Here is a 17,757-nt window from a genome sequence, read left to right on the forward strand (position 1 = left end):
AGCTATGACTTAAGGTGGTTATAGCGACGGGGCTCACCTCTTACCATTCCGAACAGAGAAGTTAAGCCCGTTAGCGCCGATGGTACTGCATTGTGGGAGAGTAGGTCGTTGCCTTTTTTAATCCTCAGCATTTTTTGCTGAGGATTTTTTATTTTTATTTTTTATAAGAGATAAAATAATATATTGACCTGGTAGCTCAGTTGGTAGAGCATTTCACTTTTAATGAAAGGGTCCTGGGTTCGAATCCCAGCCAGGTCACAAATAGATTTTTTTTATTGTATAAACCTTGTTAATTATCTTATTAACAAGGTTTTTTTTGTTTAAAGAATGTTTTAAATTTTTTTCTTCGAGTATAGGTTATTATAATATAGGAACTTTTATAATTCTGTTTAATGGTTTTAAAGTTTCATATTAGTTGATAATTGTGGGAGTGATAGAAACGGTATCCTTTTTATGCATATATATTGATTGGAAGTATGAGTTAAACTTGATGCATAAAAAGATATAGTGTATAGCACGGTTTTTATTTTTCTTAAAAACCCACCAAAATAAATGTTCAAATTAGTATCTTCAAACACTATTTTAAACCTATATAATGGCAGCTAATAAAGAGCTTGATTTAGCTTGGGAATTTGTAAATAATACAAATCGCTCAATTTTTTTAACGGGAAAAGCGGGTACTGGTAAAACAACTTTTTTGCATCGATTGAAAATGGATAGCTTAAAACGCTTGGTTGTTGTTGCGCCAACAGGAGTTGCTGCCATAAATGCAAAAGGTGTTACTATTCATTCTTTTTTTCAAATGCCATTTGGGCCTATTTTACCTGACACAGATTTAAATAATTCCAGTGGTTTTAATAGAAAATTTAGTAAGACTAAAATCAATATCATTAAATCGATGGATTTATTAGTTATTGATGAGATAAGTATGGTACGGGCTGATTTACTAGATGGCATTGATAGGACTTTGCGACGTTTTAGAAATAGAAATAAGGTTTTTGGAGGAGTACAAGTACTTATGATTGGCGATTTGCAACAATTGTCGCCTGTTATTAGAGAAAATGAATGGGAATTGTTAAAGCATGTTTATAATAATGGTTTCTTTTTTAGTAGTCGCGCTTTTCAGGAGTGTGCGGCTATAACTATTGAATTAAAACATATTTATAGACAAGAAAATCCTAAGTTTATTCAGATTTTAAATGAGATTAGGAACAATGTACTTAGTGAAGCGGCAGCAGAAGAATTGAACAAGCGCTATATTCCAGATTTCATACCCGAACCGGATGCAGGTTATATTTCATTAACGACGCATAATAATAAAGCTGAAGCCACCAATAAGGCAGAATTGGATAAACTTAAAACAAAAGAGTTTACTTATAATGCAAAAATAGAAGGTAAATTTCCTGAGTTTTCTTATCCTAATAGTGAATCATTAAAACTGAAAGTTGGAGCTCAAGTTATGTTTGTAAAGAATGATAGCAGCCCAGATAAACGTTATTTTAATGGTAAAATAGGCAAGGTTATTCATTTAGATAAAGATGAAGTTGTGGTGCATTGTCCTGATGATGATTTCAATATAAATACCACGCCAGAAGTTTGGGAAAACATTAATTATACGGTTAATGAAGAAACCAAGGCCATCACTGAAGATAAAATAGGTTCTTTTACACAAATGCCTTTACGCTTGGCTTGGTCTATAACCATTCATAAAAGTCAGGGTTTAACTTTTGAACGCGCTATAATTGATGCCCAAGGCGCTTTTGCTCATGGACAAACCTATGTTGCCCTAAGTAGGTGTAAATCTTTAGAAGGTTTGGCTCTAAAAAGTAAAATTGATTCTAGTCATATTATTAACGATAATAATGTTTTAGTATTTAATAAAAATGCTGAAGAAAATGAGCCAGATACGCTCGTTTTGCAGTCTTCACAAAAAATGTATCAATTAGATTTGATATTTGAAGTATTTGATTTTTATGAGTTTTTGTATCCTATAAATAGAATTTTAGATATTTTTTATAAAAACAAAACCGTTATTGAGGGTAATGTTGAAATGCCAGTTCAAAGTATTAAAACTACTATCACTAATTTTTTGAAAGTTAGTAATAACTTTAAATTACAATTAAAAGAGCTATCAGAAAATGAAGGGATACCAGAATCTAGCAAAATAATTCAGGAACGGTTTAAAAAAGCAGTTGGCTATTTTAAAACGGAAACAGACAAGCATATGGTATTACCTTTAAAAGCTTTTGGTTTTACAACGGACAATAAGGCTGTAGGTGGGGATTTAACTAAGAACTTCGATATTCTTGAAGAATTGTTAGATACGAAATTATTATATTTTGACGGTTTGGCTGAAGGGTTTTCAACAAAGTTGTTTTTAGAATTAAGAGTTAAGGCTGTATTTCATAGTAAGGAAAAACCAAAAAAAGCTAGAAATACTGTTATAGATGGTACAACCAATTTGGAATTGTATGAAATTCTAAGAATTCTAAGAAACGAGATTGCCCAAGAAAATGATTTGATTCATTATCAAGTGTTCACTCAGAAGGCCTTATATGAAATGTGTGAAACCTTGCCAACTAATAAAAAAGAACTATTAAAGATAAATGGTATGGGGAAAACCAGAGTTGACAAATATGGTGATGCAATTTTGGAAGTCATTAGAAATTATTGTGATGAAAATGATATTGAAACCTCAGTCGAAAAATTTGATTTAGTAACTAAGGAACCTAAAAAAACTAAAGGAAAAGGAGAAACGATGAAAATTTCCTTAGAACTTTTTAAGTCAGGCAAAACAATTTCTGAAATTGCTGATGAACGAGAACTTAATGCTAATACCATTTTTGGACATCTAGTTACTTTTATTCCATCTGGAGAGGTAAAGATTACAGATTTAATACCTACGGAACATTACGAGGAATTACTTAAACTGATTCCTCAGAAAAACTTTGAAAATTTATCCGATTTAAAAAATCAATTGGATGAAAAGTATAGTTTTGGTGAAATACGCTTGGTTTTAGAAGCGATTAATAAAGCTTCCTCTACAGGGTAGAATTTTAATGTAAACCAAATCTTAAAAGCGCCAAACCTTTCTATTACTTTAACGTACACATTCAGTTAGAATCAAATTTAAACACTTAAAAAAGACTATAAGTTTTTAGATTAACTGAATAATATCATTTAAAAATGATCTTCCTGTAGCTACAGGTTATTCTGCATATTTTAGTTTTATATAGATGTTTCTTTAAGTTGAATGATACATTAACCGTTACAATTAGTGATAAAAATGAAGGTGGAACTTTGTGAATTTGCTAAGACCTATTTAAATGAAATTATCCAAAATCAGGAATACTATCAGATGTGCATCGGCTAATTCCATCCTTGTTATTAATTATTGAGTTGTACAAGCAAGAATAGGGCATAAAGAAGCACATACTAAGTCTAGGAAAATAGCCATATTATTCACCATTTTCGATAGTAATTTATAATCATAAGGGGGTGAATTTAGAAATAAATGCTTCTAATTTTACATATAATTCAACAAACCCTAAGGGAATAAATTATATAAATTTACTTCTTTTTAAACATGCTAGACATTATGGTTTTAATGCCTTTAAAAATAAGGAATACAGCCATAACACATATTAATGTAGCCACAATTAATAATGGAATGTATAGGGAATTTTCTTTATCGGAAAGTGCCAAGGTCATTAAAATTGGTCCCATAAAAAGACTTAGAAGTGCAAAGGCCAATAGTTTTACGCCTTTAAATAATATTGTTTTATCGGTTCTGTTAGTTTCCATTATTATAATTTTTTATTGCTGCACGTACGTTTTTGTGCGTATTTAAAAGGCTTTTTGCTTCATCTTCTGAAATATTAAGCTCTTGCATTATCATTTTGGTACCCCTATCCACAAGTTTATTGTTGCTCAGTTGCATATCCACCATTTTGTTCCCCTTAATATGCCCAAGTTGTGTCATACTTGTTGTTGTTATCATATTAAGAACTAATTTCTGAGCGGTTCCTGCCTTCATTCTTGAACTACCTGTAACAAATTCAGGACCTACAATAACTTCTATAGGAAATTTGGCAGTTTGTGATAACGGACTGTTTTTGTTGCAAGTTATGCATCCTGTAATTATGTTATTTTCATTACAAGCTTTTAATGCAGAAATTACATAAGGTGTAGTACCAGAGGCAGCAATTCCGATTACAACATCTTTATCTGATATTTGATAAGATTGTAAATCTTCCCAACCTTGTGTGGTGGAATCTTCGGCAAATTCAACAGCCTTTCTAATTGCTGAATCACCTCCGGCTATAAGTCCGTTTACTAAACTATGAGGCACACCAAAGGTAGGAGGACATTCTGAGGCATCTAAAATACCTAATCTTCCACTCGTTCCAGCACCAATATAAAATAAACGTCCGCCTTCTTTTAATTTGTTTACTATTACAGAAACTAGTGTTTCAATTTGAGGTATTGCCTTTTCAACAGCCTGTGGAACTAGTTTATCTTCATTATTAATATTAGTCAATAATTCAGAAACAGACATTTTTTCCAAATGGTTGTAGTTTGAATCTTGTTCGGTTGTTTTTGTAAAGCTCATGGTTCAAAAGTAAACATTTTTTATTCTATAGTATAATTGAAAACAGAAACTTCTGAAGCTCTGAAATATCCAAATGGATAGTTGTCGGGATTAGTTTCATTTATACAATTACCTCTTATTTTTGCAGGTTGTACTTCAAAAGGATCACCAGATTCTTCATTACCTTGTTGCAATAAAATCACCATATACTCATAATAACGTTGTGATATGCCATGATTTTGAATTACTAACTCGTCACCTTTCACGATATCTTCATTAGAATAATAAGCAAAAATTTGATTTCCATCTGTGAATTTATCATCGTAAACTTCTATATTCACTATGTTTGTTTCAATATTAATAAATTCAAAAAGATAATAATTTTTAATATCTTTCTGATCGGAATAGTATGCCTTTAACTCTGTTTCATCTCCCGAAAAACCAGTATCATTTTTTTGTTCCACTCTATCTATATCCACCACAGGCATTAAAGTTTCAGTGGCTGTATAAGTTTCATTATTATAAACGATTTTTAGCTTATAAACCCCATCAATTGTTGGAATAAAAGTAAGGTTTTTATAAATTCCAGAATTCTCTTCTTCAACAAAATTAAAAACGTTATTAAATTGATCCGATACTGTTACGGTAGCACCCGTTGCAGGAGGTATTTCCGTACTGTAATACGGCGCGGTTAAGGATAATTTTATGAATTGATTTTTTCCTGAGGTGTCTTTATACCATTTAATGGAGGCGTCAATTACTAATCTTGGTTCAGCAGTATTTAAGTCTAATTCAATAACATCTTCACAAGTAAAAACAGAAAGACAACAAAGTATGTATAGTATTTTTTTCATCGCGTTAAAACTTAAAATTGTATGATACAGAAGGAACAATTCCAAAAATAGAGAGTCTGTAAGCTTCATTTAATTTGGTTTCTTCATTTTGTCCGAAGGCAATAGAAGCAGCATTTTTTCGATTATAGATATTGTATATACCGAACACCCATTCTGTTTGCCAACCTTTGATTTTTTCGGGTTTTGGAGTGTATGAAACTGAAACATCTAAGCGGTTGTAAGTTGGTAACCTATCGGAATTTCGATCATTATAATTGGGTATGGTAATGTTATTGTAAACATATTGTCCGTTTGGAAATGTGGTAGGTTGCCCTGTTTGAAATAAGAAATTAGCGTTAAGTTTTAATTTATTGTTTAAATTATAACTACTTGTTAATGAAATATCATGTGTTTTATCATAAGGTGTATTGTACCAATTACCATCATTAATTCCAGTTTCTGAAGGTGTTCTGCCTTTTGTTTGCTGTTGGGATTTAGATAGGGTATAAGCTAACCAACCTTTAAGCTTGCCTTCATTTTTTCTAAAGAGTAATTCCATACCATAGGCTTGAGCTTCTCCACTTAAAATAACTTGTTCAATAGCATTGTTTGCAATTAAATCGGCACCATCAATGTAATCAATCCTGTTTTTTACGTTTTTATAAAAGCTTTCTACTTCTAAAGAATAAGTGTTATTTTTGAAATTTTTGAAGTAACCGACCGCGAATTGATCTAGTAATTGGGGTTTAACATATTTACCACTAGGAGTCCAAATATCCAAAGGTGTTGGAGAATTGGTGTTAGAAAGTAGGTGTAAATATTGACTCATTCTATTATAACTACCCTTTATTGAACTATTAGAATTTAATTGATAGGAAAGCGACAAACGAGGTTCTACATTGAAAAAATCTGCAATGATATCGCTGCGATTAAAACTTTCCGTGCCTATGGGGTCTGCTTTTTCATAGATTTTAAAATCGTTGTTAAAAACAACGGCTTGATCATTTTCATAAATATTTAATTCATCTTGACCTAGTCTTAAAAAAGAACTAAAGCGTAATCCATAGGAAAGAGATAACTTATCCGATAGTTTATGCTCAGCCTCTAAATAAATAGCATTTTCAAAAGCAAATTTATCAGTTAATTTGAATGGGTTTATGCCAGAAGTTTCTGTGGTGGGTTTAATATCCCCAGGGTTAAACTTATAGTAAATACTATTTAAACCATATTGCAACTTAAAATTATTGGAAATATAATGCTTAAAGTCATATTTTAAGTTGAAGTTCCTAATGCCAGAAACCCAATCGAATTCTACAAACCCAAGTTTTAAGCCATAATAATAATCTGAATAGATAAGTGAAACGTTTGAAAAAAGTTTATCTGAAAGTAAGTGATTCCATCTAAAATTTAATACCGTATTTCCGTAAGTGTTATCGATGGTTTCATTAAGCCGAAAAACATCACGACCGAAATAGCCTGATAGATAAATATTGTTTCTATCATCCAATTTATAACTTAATTTTGTATTTAAATCGTAGAAATAGGCAATATTATCAATATCAAAAATTGGTAAAAAAAGATGCGCATAACTAGATCTGCCACCTAAAAGAAATGAACCTTTATCTTTTTTTAAAGGCCCCTCTAGAAGTAATCTGCTAGAAATTAGACCAATACCACCATTGGCATGAAATTCTTTACTGTTTCCATCCTTTTGATAAATATCCAAAACCGAAGAAACCCTTCCGCCGTAGCGGGCAGGAATACCTCCTTTATACAATTTTAAATCTTTTATAGCATCTGGGTTAAAAACTGAAAAGAAGCCGAATAAATGGGACGAATTATAAATGGTGGCTTCATCGAGGAGAATTAAATTCTGATCTACAGAACCGCCTCTAACATTAAAACCAGACGACCCTTCGCCCGCATTTGTAACCCCAGGCAGTAAGGTAATAGCTTTTATGATATCGGCTTCGCCAAATACCACAGGAATTTCTTTAATAGTTCCAGATGTAAGCTTTGCAACACTCATTTGAGGTGTTTTGATGTTTAATCTTTCAACATTTTCTGTGATAACTATTTCATCTAAGGTTTCTAGAGTATCAGTTAAACTAAAATTTTTCGTAGTGTTGTTAGTAAGTAACAGTGTCTCCATTTTTGTTGCAAACCCAATATAACTAATGATAACCTTGTATGTGCCTTTCGGTACAGTTATCGAATAAAAACCATATTCATTGGTTGTTGTTCCCGTATTTAATTCTGGAAAAATAATGCTAACACCAATTAAAGTTTCGTTGTTTTTTTGTTCTGAAATGACACCTTTTAAGGTTATTTTTTCTTGAGCAATTAAAGAAGTTATACTACAACAGCACGTAAGGAGAAAGCATAAAAAAATGTTCTTCATTGATAGCTTTTTTTTTATAAAAATATAAAAAAAAAGCCCCTTTACAGGAGCTTTTTCAAATTGTATTACTTTAATTTAACTTAAAATATTGTTAAATGTCGAGCTTGGTCTCATAGCCTCATTAACTAAAGTTTCATTTGGTTCATAATAACCACCAATATTTACAGGTTTACCTTGAATTTCATTCAATTCAGCTACAATTACGGCTTCATTTTTCTTCAATTGTTGTGCAATAGGAGTAAACTCTGCTTTTAAATCTGCATCTTTTGTTTGAGCAGCTAGAGCCTCGGCCCAATAAAGTGCTAAATAAAAGTGACTTCCGCGGTTATCTAGTTCACCAGCTTTACGTGATGGTGATTTATCGTTCTCTAACAATTTTCCTGTAGCTTCATCTAAAGTATCAGCAAGTACTTGAGCTTTAGCGTTATTATTCACAGTTGCTAAATGTTCTAATGAAACAGCCAGAGCTAAAAATTCACCTAAAGAATCCCAACGTAAATGGTTTTCAGTTGTAAATTGTTGCACGTGCTTAGGAGCAGATCCACCAGCACCAGTTTCAAATAAGCCACCACCATTCATCAATGGTACAATAGATAACATTTTTGCGCTCGTTCCAACTTCTAAAATTGGGAATAAATCGGTTAAATAATCGCGTAAAACGTTTCCTGAAACGGAAATAGTATCTAACCCTTTTATAATTCTTTCGCAGGTAAATAGGGTAGCATCTACCGGAGATAGAATTCTTAAATCTAATCCAGTGGTATCGTGATCTTTTAAATAAGTGTTTACTTTTTTAATTAATTCGGCATCGTGGGCTCTGTTTTCGTCTAACCAAAAAACGGCAGGTGTTTCAGAAGCTTTTGCACGAGTAACGGCCAATTTAACCCAGTCTTGTATTGGAGCATCTTTTGTTTGACACATTCTCCAAATATCTCCCGCTTCAACAGTATGCTTTAATAAAGTGTTTCCTGAGGCATCAATAACACTTACTGTGCCGTTTGAAGCCATTTCAAAAGTTTTATCGTGTGAACCATATTCTTCAGCGGCTTTAGCCATTAATCCAACGTTTGGAACGGTTCCCATGGTGGTTGGATCGAAGGCACCATGCTTTTTACAAAAATCGATAGTGGCAGAATAAATACCAGCATAACTAGAATCAGGAATAACTGCTTTTGTATCTTGAAGTTTGCCTTCTGCATTCCACATTTGTCCCGAAGTGCGTATCATTGCAGGCATAGATGCATCAATAATAACATCGCTTGGTACATGTAGGTTGGTAATGCCTTTATCACTGTTCACCATCGCAACTGCAGGTCCATTTTTAAATGCAGCATCTATATCTGCTTGAATTTCATTACGTTTTGCGTCTGGTAAAGTTTGAATTTTTTCAACCAAATTACCAAAACCATTGTTCACATCTACACCAATTTTTTCTAAGGTTTCAGCGTGTTTTTCAAATACATTTTTGAAAAACACTTTTACAGCGTGACCAAAAATAATAGGATCACTTACTTTCATCATTGTTCCTTTCATGTGCAATGAAAATAAAACATCATTTGCTTTAGCATCTTTAATTTGAGCATCTAGAAAGTTAACTAATGCTGTTTTGCTTAAAACAGTGGCGTCAATTATTTCACCTTGAAGTAAATTGAAACTATCCTTTAAAACGGTTTCATTTCCATTATTGTCTGTATGAACAATTTTAATACTAGTGGCTTCAGGCAGCGTTAAAGATTTTTCATTAGCAAAGAAATCTCCAGATTCCATAGTGGCAACATGTGTTTTAGAATCGCTAGACCAAGCGCCCATAGAGTGAGGATTCTTTTTAGCATAATTCTTAACGGCTTTCGGCGCACGTCTATCTGAATTTCCTTCACGTAATACAGGGTTTACAGCGCTACCTTTTATTTTATCGTATCGCGATTTAATATCTTTTTCAGCATCGTTTGATGCTTCATCAGGATAATTAGGAATGGCGAAACCCTTAGATTGTAACTCTTTTATAGCAGCTTTTAACTGCGGAATGGAGGCACTAATATTTGGTAATTTAATAATATTTGCTTCTGGACTTTTAGCCAATTCACCAAGAATTGCTAAATCATCAGAAACACGTTGACTGTCATTTAAAAAATCTGGAAAAACGGATAATATCCTGGCAGCTAATGAAATATCTTTGGTTTCAATATTAATACCAGACGATTTTACAAAAGCTTTTACTATAGGTAAAAATGAACGTGTGGCAAGCGCTGGAGCTTCATCGGTTTTTGTATAGATAATTTTAGACATTAATATGATGGTTTTATATTATTATTTAATTATAAATTGTTGAATACGTTATACGATAACGTTTTCGCGGTGCGAATATACAAAAATTGACTTTTATATTGGTTTAATTGCTAAGCGAAATAGGAGAGAAGGAACTAATTTTGAGAGAAAATCAAAAATTGATGTTAGTAGTAAGAATTTTTTAATAAAAGTATTCCAGATGTTACAAAAAACAAAAGCCATATCACTGCAGATGTTTATCTACTTTGACATGGCTTTCTCTGAAATAATATAACTTAATCTACTCAGTATTTCTACTAAATTAATCTAAGCCTTAAGCTTGATTTTTCAATATAAGTGCTATTATTTCAAGGAAACATTTTTTGTAATTTTCAAAATGTATTGACCTATTACTTAAATGTTTCATTTAACTGTTTTTCTTGATGCCATCAATCTTTCTTTATCGTTGTTAACGATTGTTAAGCTTGATGCATTGCTTTTATTATAACAACAAGTTTTTCAACTTAGCTGTTTTTTATAAGCTTTCAATTATACTAGTTGCCAACTACATTTGTATTTGGTACTTTTTATAATATCATGGTTCTTTTGTTTTTAATATGCTTACACATACTACAATTAAACCTCAAAAAACAATTTTATAATAAAGAACGTTACCTTACTAAGAAACAAATTTAAATTCATTTTTTAAATGAAACCAATTTTACTTGTTAGTTTTGTTCCTTGTTGCTAATTTACAATATAAATGCATATAAACCATTGTTTTTAACACATTATATATCAACAACTTATAAACTCAAGTTATTAACAATTGTTAATAAAAAAAGCCCTGAAATTTGTTTCAGGGCTTTTAAGTTGCTTTCGCAATACGCTTTTATTAATGTCTGCGCTCTTTAATTCTTGCTTTTTTACCAGTAAGACCTCTAAAGTAGTAAATTCTTGCTCTACGTACTTTACCACGCTTATTAACTTCAATTTTTTGTAATGCAGGTAAATTAATAGGGAAGATACGCTCTACTCCAATAGTACCAGACATTTTTCTGATTGTAAAAGTCTCTGAAGAACCAGATCCTCTTTTTTGTATTACAACACCTCTAAAAAACTGAGTACGAACTTTTTCGCCCTCTCTAATTTCATAGTAAACAGTAATTGTATCTCCAGCTCCAAACTCTGGAAAGTCTTTTTTTGCTACAAATTCGTCTTGTACAAACTTTATTAAAGATTCCATTTCTTTATATTTAAAAATGATTAATTCGAAACAACATTCACGATTCTCGCCAGAGGTTAACCCGAAATTGGCTGCAAAGATAATTATTAATTAACAATGCACAATTAATAATTGAATTTTTTATGGTGTTTCTTTTTGCTCGGAAATATTAGGTTAATAATGAGTTTGTTAACAGCAAAAAGTCAGGTTTCGGCAGTCGCTTTTTGTGAGGAACTTCAACAATGCCTCAAACCTTAACACAGATTCCTTTAATTTAGATCATTTCATTAAAACCAAATTACTTTGTTATGTGTTATTCTACTCATGAAAAATACTTGGTTTCCCTCTTTTCTTTCTATAAATTTTAATGGAGTAAATAATGGCACCAACCAATATTAAACTTAAAAAGAAGTAAGTAGCAATTACATATCCAAACCTGTATTTTGGGGGTTTACCTAAGTATTGACTAATATCCTGCTTGTTATTTATTGTAACAGAATTGAACAATTCTGTACTAACTTTAGCATCAAAATTGGTGTCGCTAGCATAGAAAAATGTGTACAAGTTTTTATTTAATAAATAAAATTCTGCCTCATAAGTAGGGGTTTCTAAATCATTGGCAAATTTTAAATTATAACCAGTAAACCCTTCTTTTTCAACTAGGGTTGTGGTTTTTAAATAATAGGGAACTCTATAGCGCATTCTTGCAATAACACGATTATACTCATCTATTAAGCTCGTGTAATCGTACGGTAATCTGGACAGACTTTGCTTTTGGTCTTCATTTTCAAAAAGTACTCTTTGAGCAATAAAATCGTAGGTTTTAGTTTTAAACCTAATTTGTCTTATTTGCACACCATCTATAAGCGTATCCGATTCTACAAAGTTTTTTGGAACCTTCAAACTTACGAAGTTATCTAATTTATACGAAAACATTTCACTGTTTTGTGCAATTAAATTACCAGTTATTAAAATAAAACATAAAATAAAAAACTTTTTCATAGCGCTACAATTCTTAAAATTTTATTAATAAAGTTGAGAAACTTCAGTAGGCCAAATTAAACATTTTTTCAACACACAATACAATTCATATTCACATTTAATAAAACCTTATAGTATGAATGCCTTCTACATTTAATTTGTGTCTTTTGAAAGAATATAATTAGTTTTTGGAAAAATATAAATAAGAAAAAAGACACAAAAATCACCTTTTATAGATTTTGATATTATTTAAGGTTGTAATTTGTTGATATTAAATGTTTTGTTTGAATTTTAATTAAAATATTTCTAAAACATGGATAGCAATAAAGTTTTAAAAAAATCTTACTTTTATGGCTTTATAAAATTTAAAAAATAATTAAAATTTATTCCTAAATTATTTACATTACTTGGAACGTTCTGATGAACGTTTTTTAATAAAAAAAAATCAATGACAAACAATATATTAATTGAGGATCAGTATAGAAGAACAAGTTTATTTGAAAAGGAAAATGTGAATTATTTAGTTCATGTATTGAAAAGATTTAATACCGTTCCTAAATTAAATAACATTAATATTATAACTTCTACTACTGAGCCTAATATATTTAAAATTATACCTAACAAATCCATTATAATAGGTTCAGCGTTTTTAAGAAAACCTGTTTTAGCTTTAGTTTACTTAAGATATGGTATTGAATGGCAACTTTGGCATAAGGCATTAGATCATAAAAAAGAGGATGTTGCATTATGTGATATCGCAGCCTTTGAAGTGACTCGAATATTTTACAATCTATTACCAAAAGAGGATAAAGAAAAATTGCATCCGCTTGATTACACTTTGATTAATTTAATTAAAACTTCTGAAACTATAGCTCCTGAATCCTTATTAGAAATAGAAGAGTTTCAGGCGTTTCATGGTGTTAAAAGCTCTAATAGTGTATTTAAAGAGGCTTGGAAACCAATTATTGAAAATTTGGCAAAACCAACGGAGTATCTTTTGATGGATGGTGGCGATCTTAGATTAAATATAGATGAGATAGCATTATTGAATAAATATGGTTGCAGACCATTTCCAAGACCCGATGCTTTTACATTTGCATCTTCAACAGCTACAAGTGTTTCTAATTTTGCATTTGATAAAACAGATAAAGTACGTAGTATTTTAATTAAGAACAGTTTAAAAAATGGTTTTAAAAATGCAACTATTGCTTTTTCTGAATTATTAAAAGACAACCTTAAAAAGATTTTTAAATTAAATGATGAAACTCAAATAATTTTTTCGCCTTCTGGTACAGATTCATCACTTCAAATTGCGGCCATTACCCAAATTATCACGGATAAAGATATTACTCATGTTTTAGTGGCTTCCGATGAAACTGGCAGTGGTGTTCCGGCAGCTTTAAAAGGATGTCATTTTGAAAACACAACAGCTTTAAATCATCCCATAAAAAAAGGAGATAGAATTGAAGGCTTCAGAGATGTAGATTTGATTAAGGTTCCATTTAGAAATGAAAAAGGAGAATTAAAATCAACTACCCAACTCGATTCTGAGATTTTTTCTGCCATTTCTGAAACTAGTAAGTTGGGTAAACATGTGGTATTGCATGTTATGGATCATTCAAAATTAGGCTATCAATCGCCTAGTGAAAAAATGATGAAGGAATTAAAATCCCTTAAAGATTTATCAATTCAAGTCATTATTGATGCCGCACAACTTAGGTTGGATCCTACAGACATTCAAAAATATTTAGAGAAAGGTTTTATTGTTGCTATAACAGGTAGTAAATATTTTACAGGACCTCCGTATTCAGGTGCTTTAATTTTACCAGAAAGTGTTAGTAAATTAATTCATGCGGCAAAAAATACATTGCCGGCAGGTTTAACCAAATATTACAATCATTCCGATTGGCCAACTTCATGGTGCTGTTCCAAAGATTTATCAGAAGGTTATAACTATGGGTCTTACATGCGCTGGAATGCTGCAATTGTAGAAATGGATAGATACTACAAAACACCTATTTTATATAGAAATATGGGCATTGAAATGTTTTGTAATTTTGTTGAAGACTCCATCAAAGACGCCTCTTTTTTAGAACCCATTTATGGTAATGAAGCAAAAACTAATAGTTATAATAGTAAAGAATTTGGAATTCGAAATATACGTACTATTTTTCCTTTCTTCATTTTAAAAAATAAAGTAGCCTTATCTGTAGATAATGTGAAAAAGCTTTATATGTTATTGAATTCTGATATTTCTAATCATTTTGAAGATTCTCCTTTAGAGATTGTTAGGCTTGCAGCGCAAAGATGTCATATTGGGCAAGCTGTTAATGTAAAATATGGTAATGATGTGGAAAGTGCTGTATTAAGAATAAGTCTGGGGGCACGCGTTATTTCTGAAAGTTGGGTAAATAGAGATATTAGTTTGTTTTTTAGAAATATAGAAACACAAATGAATCAAATTACTGTAATAATAAAGAAAATAGAATTGATTTTGAATACTCCTGAATTGCTAGATTAAAAACAAAGCAATTTGTGGAATTAGATTTATAAAGTAATAAAATTTAAAGATTAGATTTTAATAGGAGATTCATTAAAATCTAATCTTTGTTGTTTTTAATAATTTCTAATCTTAATTAGAAATTATTGGAAGTTTTATTTGCGATGGATATTTTGAAGAATGATGTACTTTATTGTTGGCTATTATACCTTCTTTTTCATCATAGTTATTACCACCGGTATTTAGGTTTCGAGCAAAACGCGGAAAATTACTACTAGATATTTCAATACGGATACGATGTCCTTTTTTAAAGTAATTACTGGTAGACATAGGTGTTAAATCTACTTTATAAACCTGATCTTTTTCCATGAACACTTCTTTGTCGTAACCTTCACGATATCTTACACGTTGAATGGTTTCATCCAAATTGTAAGCAGTGCCATCAGGATAAACATCAATTAATTTAATGGTGAAATCTGTATCTTTCACATCCGAGGATACATATAAAGTGGATTCAATAAATCCCGAAATTTCTACTCCTTCTTTTAAAACATCTGTGGTGTAGACTAAAATATCATCTCTAGTTTCCATTTGTTGTTGATCGAATGCACCACCTTGAACTGCATTTCCAGTACAACAAACATTACCTCCGTAAGATGGAACAGGTGCCATCGGATTGTAAGTGAAACTATCAGGAGAATCGGACTTAGCTTTTGAAGTCTTTAATTTACCATCACCTAATGCACTATTTGCTTTCCCATTACTATTTAAATAATAGGTAGTTAATTTAGCGTTTTTTGGAGGCCAAGTTTCCGAAGCTTGCCATTTATTACTTCCCATGGTATAATATTGTACTCTAGGTGTTTTTTCTTTAAAATCGTTTTGTTCATCTTTTAACCATAAATCAAACCAAGCGTAAATTTGTTCGTCGTAGTTAAGTCTTGCGTCGCCTACATTACGTTCACCTACAATGGTGTTTTCAGAAGCCCGTGTGTAAGCACAATGTAACGTTGGTGCAATTACTAAGTATTGGTTATCTCTAATAGTAGCATCCTTAGAATTATTTCGAACATGATTATACAAAGCTAGATTTGGAGTAATAGACACGTCATACCATGAAGCAAACCAGAAACTAGGAACACCAATTTCCATATTATCATGATAAATACCTCCTTTAAACCAAGCTTCATCATTTGGTTTACGAGTTATCATTTTATCGAAAATCTCATGTTTTCCATTTATGTTTTTAAGTATATCCTGAATAGGTAAATGCTTTAAGGCTTCAGCCATATCTACTGGCGGATTTTCAGGGTCTAAATCGTAAAACCTTGAAATTCGAATTAAATCTTCTTGCGTAGCACCCGCTGGAATACGTGGTTTAAATTTGTCTTGTTCAACACTATATAGCCAGGCAAAAAATAACATTTGCTCTACACCACCCCGGTACCAATTTCCTTGTTCATTAATTTTTCCAATTCTACCAACACCAGCACCAAAACCTTGAGGAACCATTGCGGCATGCGAAGGATGGTCCAATGCTGCAACTGCCATTTGCCATTCTGCAGTTGAAGAACAACCTAAGGTACCAATTTTACCATTGGACCACGATTGATTTTTCATCCAGGTAAAAGCATCATAACCATCTGTTAATGGCACTCCAAGAATATCCCATTCTCCTTCCGAAAAATAGCGACCTCGTTCGTTTTGAACCACATAGGCGTAGCCTTTTTTTACTACTTCCAAAGCTTTTTGAGCCGTTCGTGTTTTTTGTTCACCATCTCCCCAAGAATTAAAATTGTACGGGGTACGAGAAAAAATAATGGGTACTTTTTTGTCTGTTTTTGGTCGATAAATATCTGTTGCTAAGCGAATACCGTCGCGCATAGGCATCATAATTTTTTGATCTATAATTGCAATCTCTTCTAGTTCTTGAAGTATTTTATTTTGTGCTAGCAGGTTGAAGTTAGTAATAAAGCAATAGGCAATTACAACTAAAATTATAATCGGGTGTCTTTTCATGTAATTAGGATTTGTGATTAAACTGTTGAAAGGTAACTTTTGTTATTAAAGTTTTAAATTTAGGTATATAAACTGAAAGAGCAAAAGCGTATGTTGAGCTTATTTTTTGTTGTGTAAATCTATTTGATTTAAAGAATTGAAATTACAGTAGATAGGTTTCGTAATCCAATAGCACGAACATGAATACCGACTATTTTTCAAAAGAAATTACTAAATATGGTATGAATTTTTTCTGAAATGACTTTAATCTTCCAACAAATCTGGTCTTCGTTCTTTTGTGCGCAGGTAAGCTTGTTCTTCACGCCATTTTTCAATTTTTGGAAAATTTCCGCTAAATAAAAGTTCTGGCACTTTCCAGCCTTTGTAGTCACGCGGCTTGGTATAAATAGGAGGCGCCAATAAATTATCCTGAAAAGAATCTGTTAGGGCGGAGGTTTCATTGCCCAACACACCAGGTATTAACCTTATTACGGCATCGCAAAGTACAGCGGCACCTAATTCGCCACCAGATAATACATAATCTCCTATAGAAATTTCACGAGTTATTAATTGATCGCGTACCCGTTGGTCTACACCTTTATAATGTCCGCATAAAATGATTATGTTTTCTTTTAGAGATAACTGGTTGGCGATACCTTGTTTTAAGGTTTCACCATCTGGCGTCATATAAATTATTTCGTCGTAAAGGCGTTGTTCTTTTAAAGCAGAAATACATTTATCAATGGGTTCTACCATCATTACCATACCAGCACCGCCACCAAATTGTGTATCGTCAACAGATTTATGTTTATCGCTTGTATAATCACGTAAATTATGAAAATGAACTTCAACCAAGTTGGCTTCGATGGCGCGTTTTAAAATAGAGGCTTCAAAAGGACTTTTAAGTAATTCTGGTAAAACGGTAATAATATCGATGCGCATGGTTCTGAATTAAGAATTGCA

Annotated in this window: 11 protein-coding genes, 1 tRNA gene and 1 rRNA gene; 4 read left to right on the forward strand and 9 right to left on the reverse strand. The window is 31.8% G+C overall.

Annotated elements, in window-relative coordinates; all coding sequences use genetic code 11:
- The first annotated feature begins 10 nt into the window (after window positions 1-10).
- The 3 genes from rrf to ABYI63_RS07825 all read left to right on the forward strand — a co-directional run bounded on the left by rrf (window position 11) and on the right by ABYI63_RS07825 (window position 3,052).
- Window positions 11-117: ribosomal RNA gene (gene rrf / locus ABYI63_RS07815) — 5S ribosomal RNA — on the forward strand.
- Window positions 118-185: 68 nt separating this feature from the next.
- Window positions 186-258, forward strand: a tRNA-Lys gene (locus ABYI63_RS07820).
- Between the two features lie 337 nt (window positions 259-595).
- Complete coding sequence (locus tag ABYI63_RS07825) at window positions 596-3,052, forward strand: helix-turn-helix domain-containing protein (protein WP_372755193.1); 2,457 nt, start codon at window positions 596-598, stop codon at window positions 3,050-3,052.
- 518 nt (window positions 3,053-3,570) lie between these two features.
- On the opposite strand, the gene ABYI63_RS07830 is transcribed toward ABYI63_RS07825, so the two are convergent.
- From ABYI63_RS07830 to ABYI63_RS07860, 7 genes are all read right to left on the reverse strand, one after another.
- Window positions 3,571-3,804 carry a DUF6095 family protein gene (locus tag ABYI63_RS07830; protein WP_372755195.1) on the reverse strand — a complete coding sequence of 78 codons (234 nt, stop codon included), beginning with the start codon at window positions 3,802-3,804 and terminating at the stop codon, window positions 3,571-3,573.
- The gene (gene murQ, locus ABYI63_RS07835; RefSeq protein ID WP_372755197.1) at window positions 3,794-4,612 is read right to left on the reverse strand and encodes an N-acetylmuramic acid 6-phosphate etherase; all 819 of its coding nucleotides are present in this window, start codon (window positions 4,610-4,612) and stop codon (window positions 3,794-3,796) included. Before murQ ends, ABYI63_RS07830 begins: the two co-directional genes overlap by 11 nt.
- A 20-nt stretch (window positions 4,613-4,632) precedes the next feature.
- Window positions 4,633-5,445, reverse strand: coding sequence for a DUF4249 domain-containing protein (locus ABYI63_RS07840; protein WP_372755199.1), 813 nt, complete (start codon window positions 5,443-5,445; stop codon window positions 4,633-4,635).
- A 4-nt stretch (window positions 5,446-5,449) separates the two neighbouring features.
- On the reverse strand, window positions 5,450-7,825 hold the full coding sequence (locus ABYI63_RS07845; RefSeq protein WP_372755201.1) for a TonB-dependent receptor domain-containing protein: 2,376 nt from the start codon (window positions 7,823-7,825) through the stop codon (window positions 5,450-5,452).
- A 75-nt stretch (window positions 7,826-7,900) separates the two neighbouring features.
- Entirely contained in the window at window positions 7,901-10,111 is a 2,211-nt protein-coding gene (locus ABYI63_RS07850; RefSeq protein WP_372755203.1) for an NADP-dependent isocitrate dehydrogenase, read from the reverse strand.
- 874 nt (window positions 10,112-10,985) lie between these two features.
- Window positions 10,986-11,336 (reverse strand): 50S ribosomal protein L19, encoded by a 351-nt coding sequence (gene rplS / locus ABYI63_RS07855; RefSeq protein ID WP_372755205.1) that lies wholly within the window; start codon window positions 11,334-11,336, stop codon window positions 10,986-10,988.
- A 297-nt stretch (window positions 11,337-11,633) separates the two neighbouring features.
- On the reverse strand, window positions 11,634-12,317 hold the full coding sequence (locus ABYI63_RS07860; protein WP_372755207.1) for a hypothetical protein: 684 nt from the start codon (window positions 12,315-12,317) through the stop codon (window positions 11,634-11,636).
- A gap of 427 nt (window positions 12,318-12,744) precedes the next feature.
- Between ABYI63_RS07860 and ABYI63_RS07865 the strand changes: the two genes are divergently transcribed.
- Window positions 12,745-14,817: a hypothetical protein gene (locus ABYI63_RS07865; protein WP_372755209.1), complete on the forward strand. Its 2,073-nt coding sequence runs from the start codon at window positions 12,745-12,747 to the stop codon at window positions 14,815-14,817.
- A gap of 111 nt (window positions 14,818-14,928) precedes the next feature.
- Here the strand turns inward: ABYI63_RS07865 and ABYI63_RS07870 are convergent, their stop codons facing one another.
- Together ABYI63_RS07870 and trmD are read right to left on the reverse strand one after the other, a co-directional pair.
- Complete coding sequence (locus ABYI63_RS07870) at window positions 14,929-16,815, reverse strand: CocE/NonD family hydrolase (protein ID WP_372755211.1); 1,887 nt, start codon at window positions 16,813-16,815, stop codon at window positions 14,929-14,931.
- Window positions 16,816-17,058: 243 nt separating this feature from the next.
- Window positions 17,059-17,736 (reverse strand): tRNA (guanosine(37)-N1)-methyltransferase TrmD, encoded by a 678-nt coding sequence (trmD, locus tag ABYI63_RS07875; protein ID WP_372755213.1) that lies wholly within the window; start codon window positions 17,734-17,736, stop codon window positions 17,059-17,061.
- Between the last annotated feature and the right edge of the window lie 21 nt (window positions 17,737-17,757).

The sequence above is a fragment of the Mariniflexile sp. genome (genome assembly GCF_041583155.1).
Taxonomy (GTDB): domain Bacteria; phylum Bacteroidota; class Bacteroidia; order Flavobacteriales; family Flavobacteriaceae; genus Mariniflexile.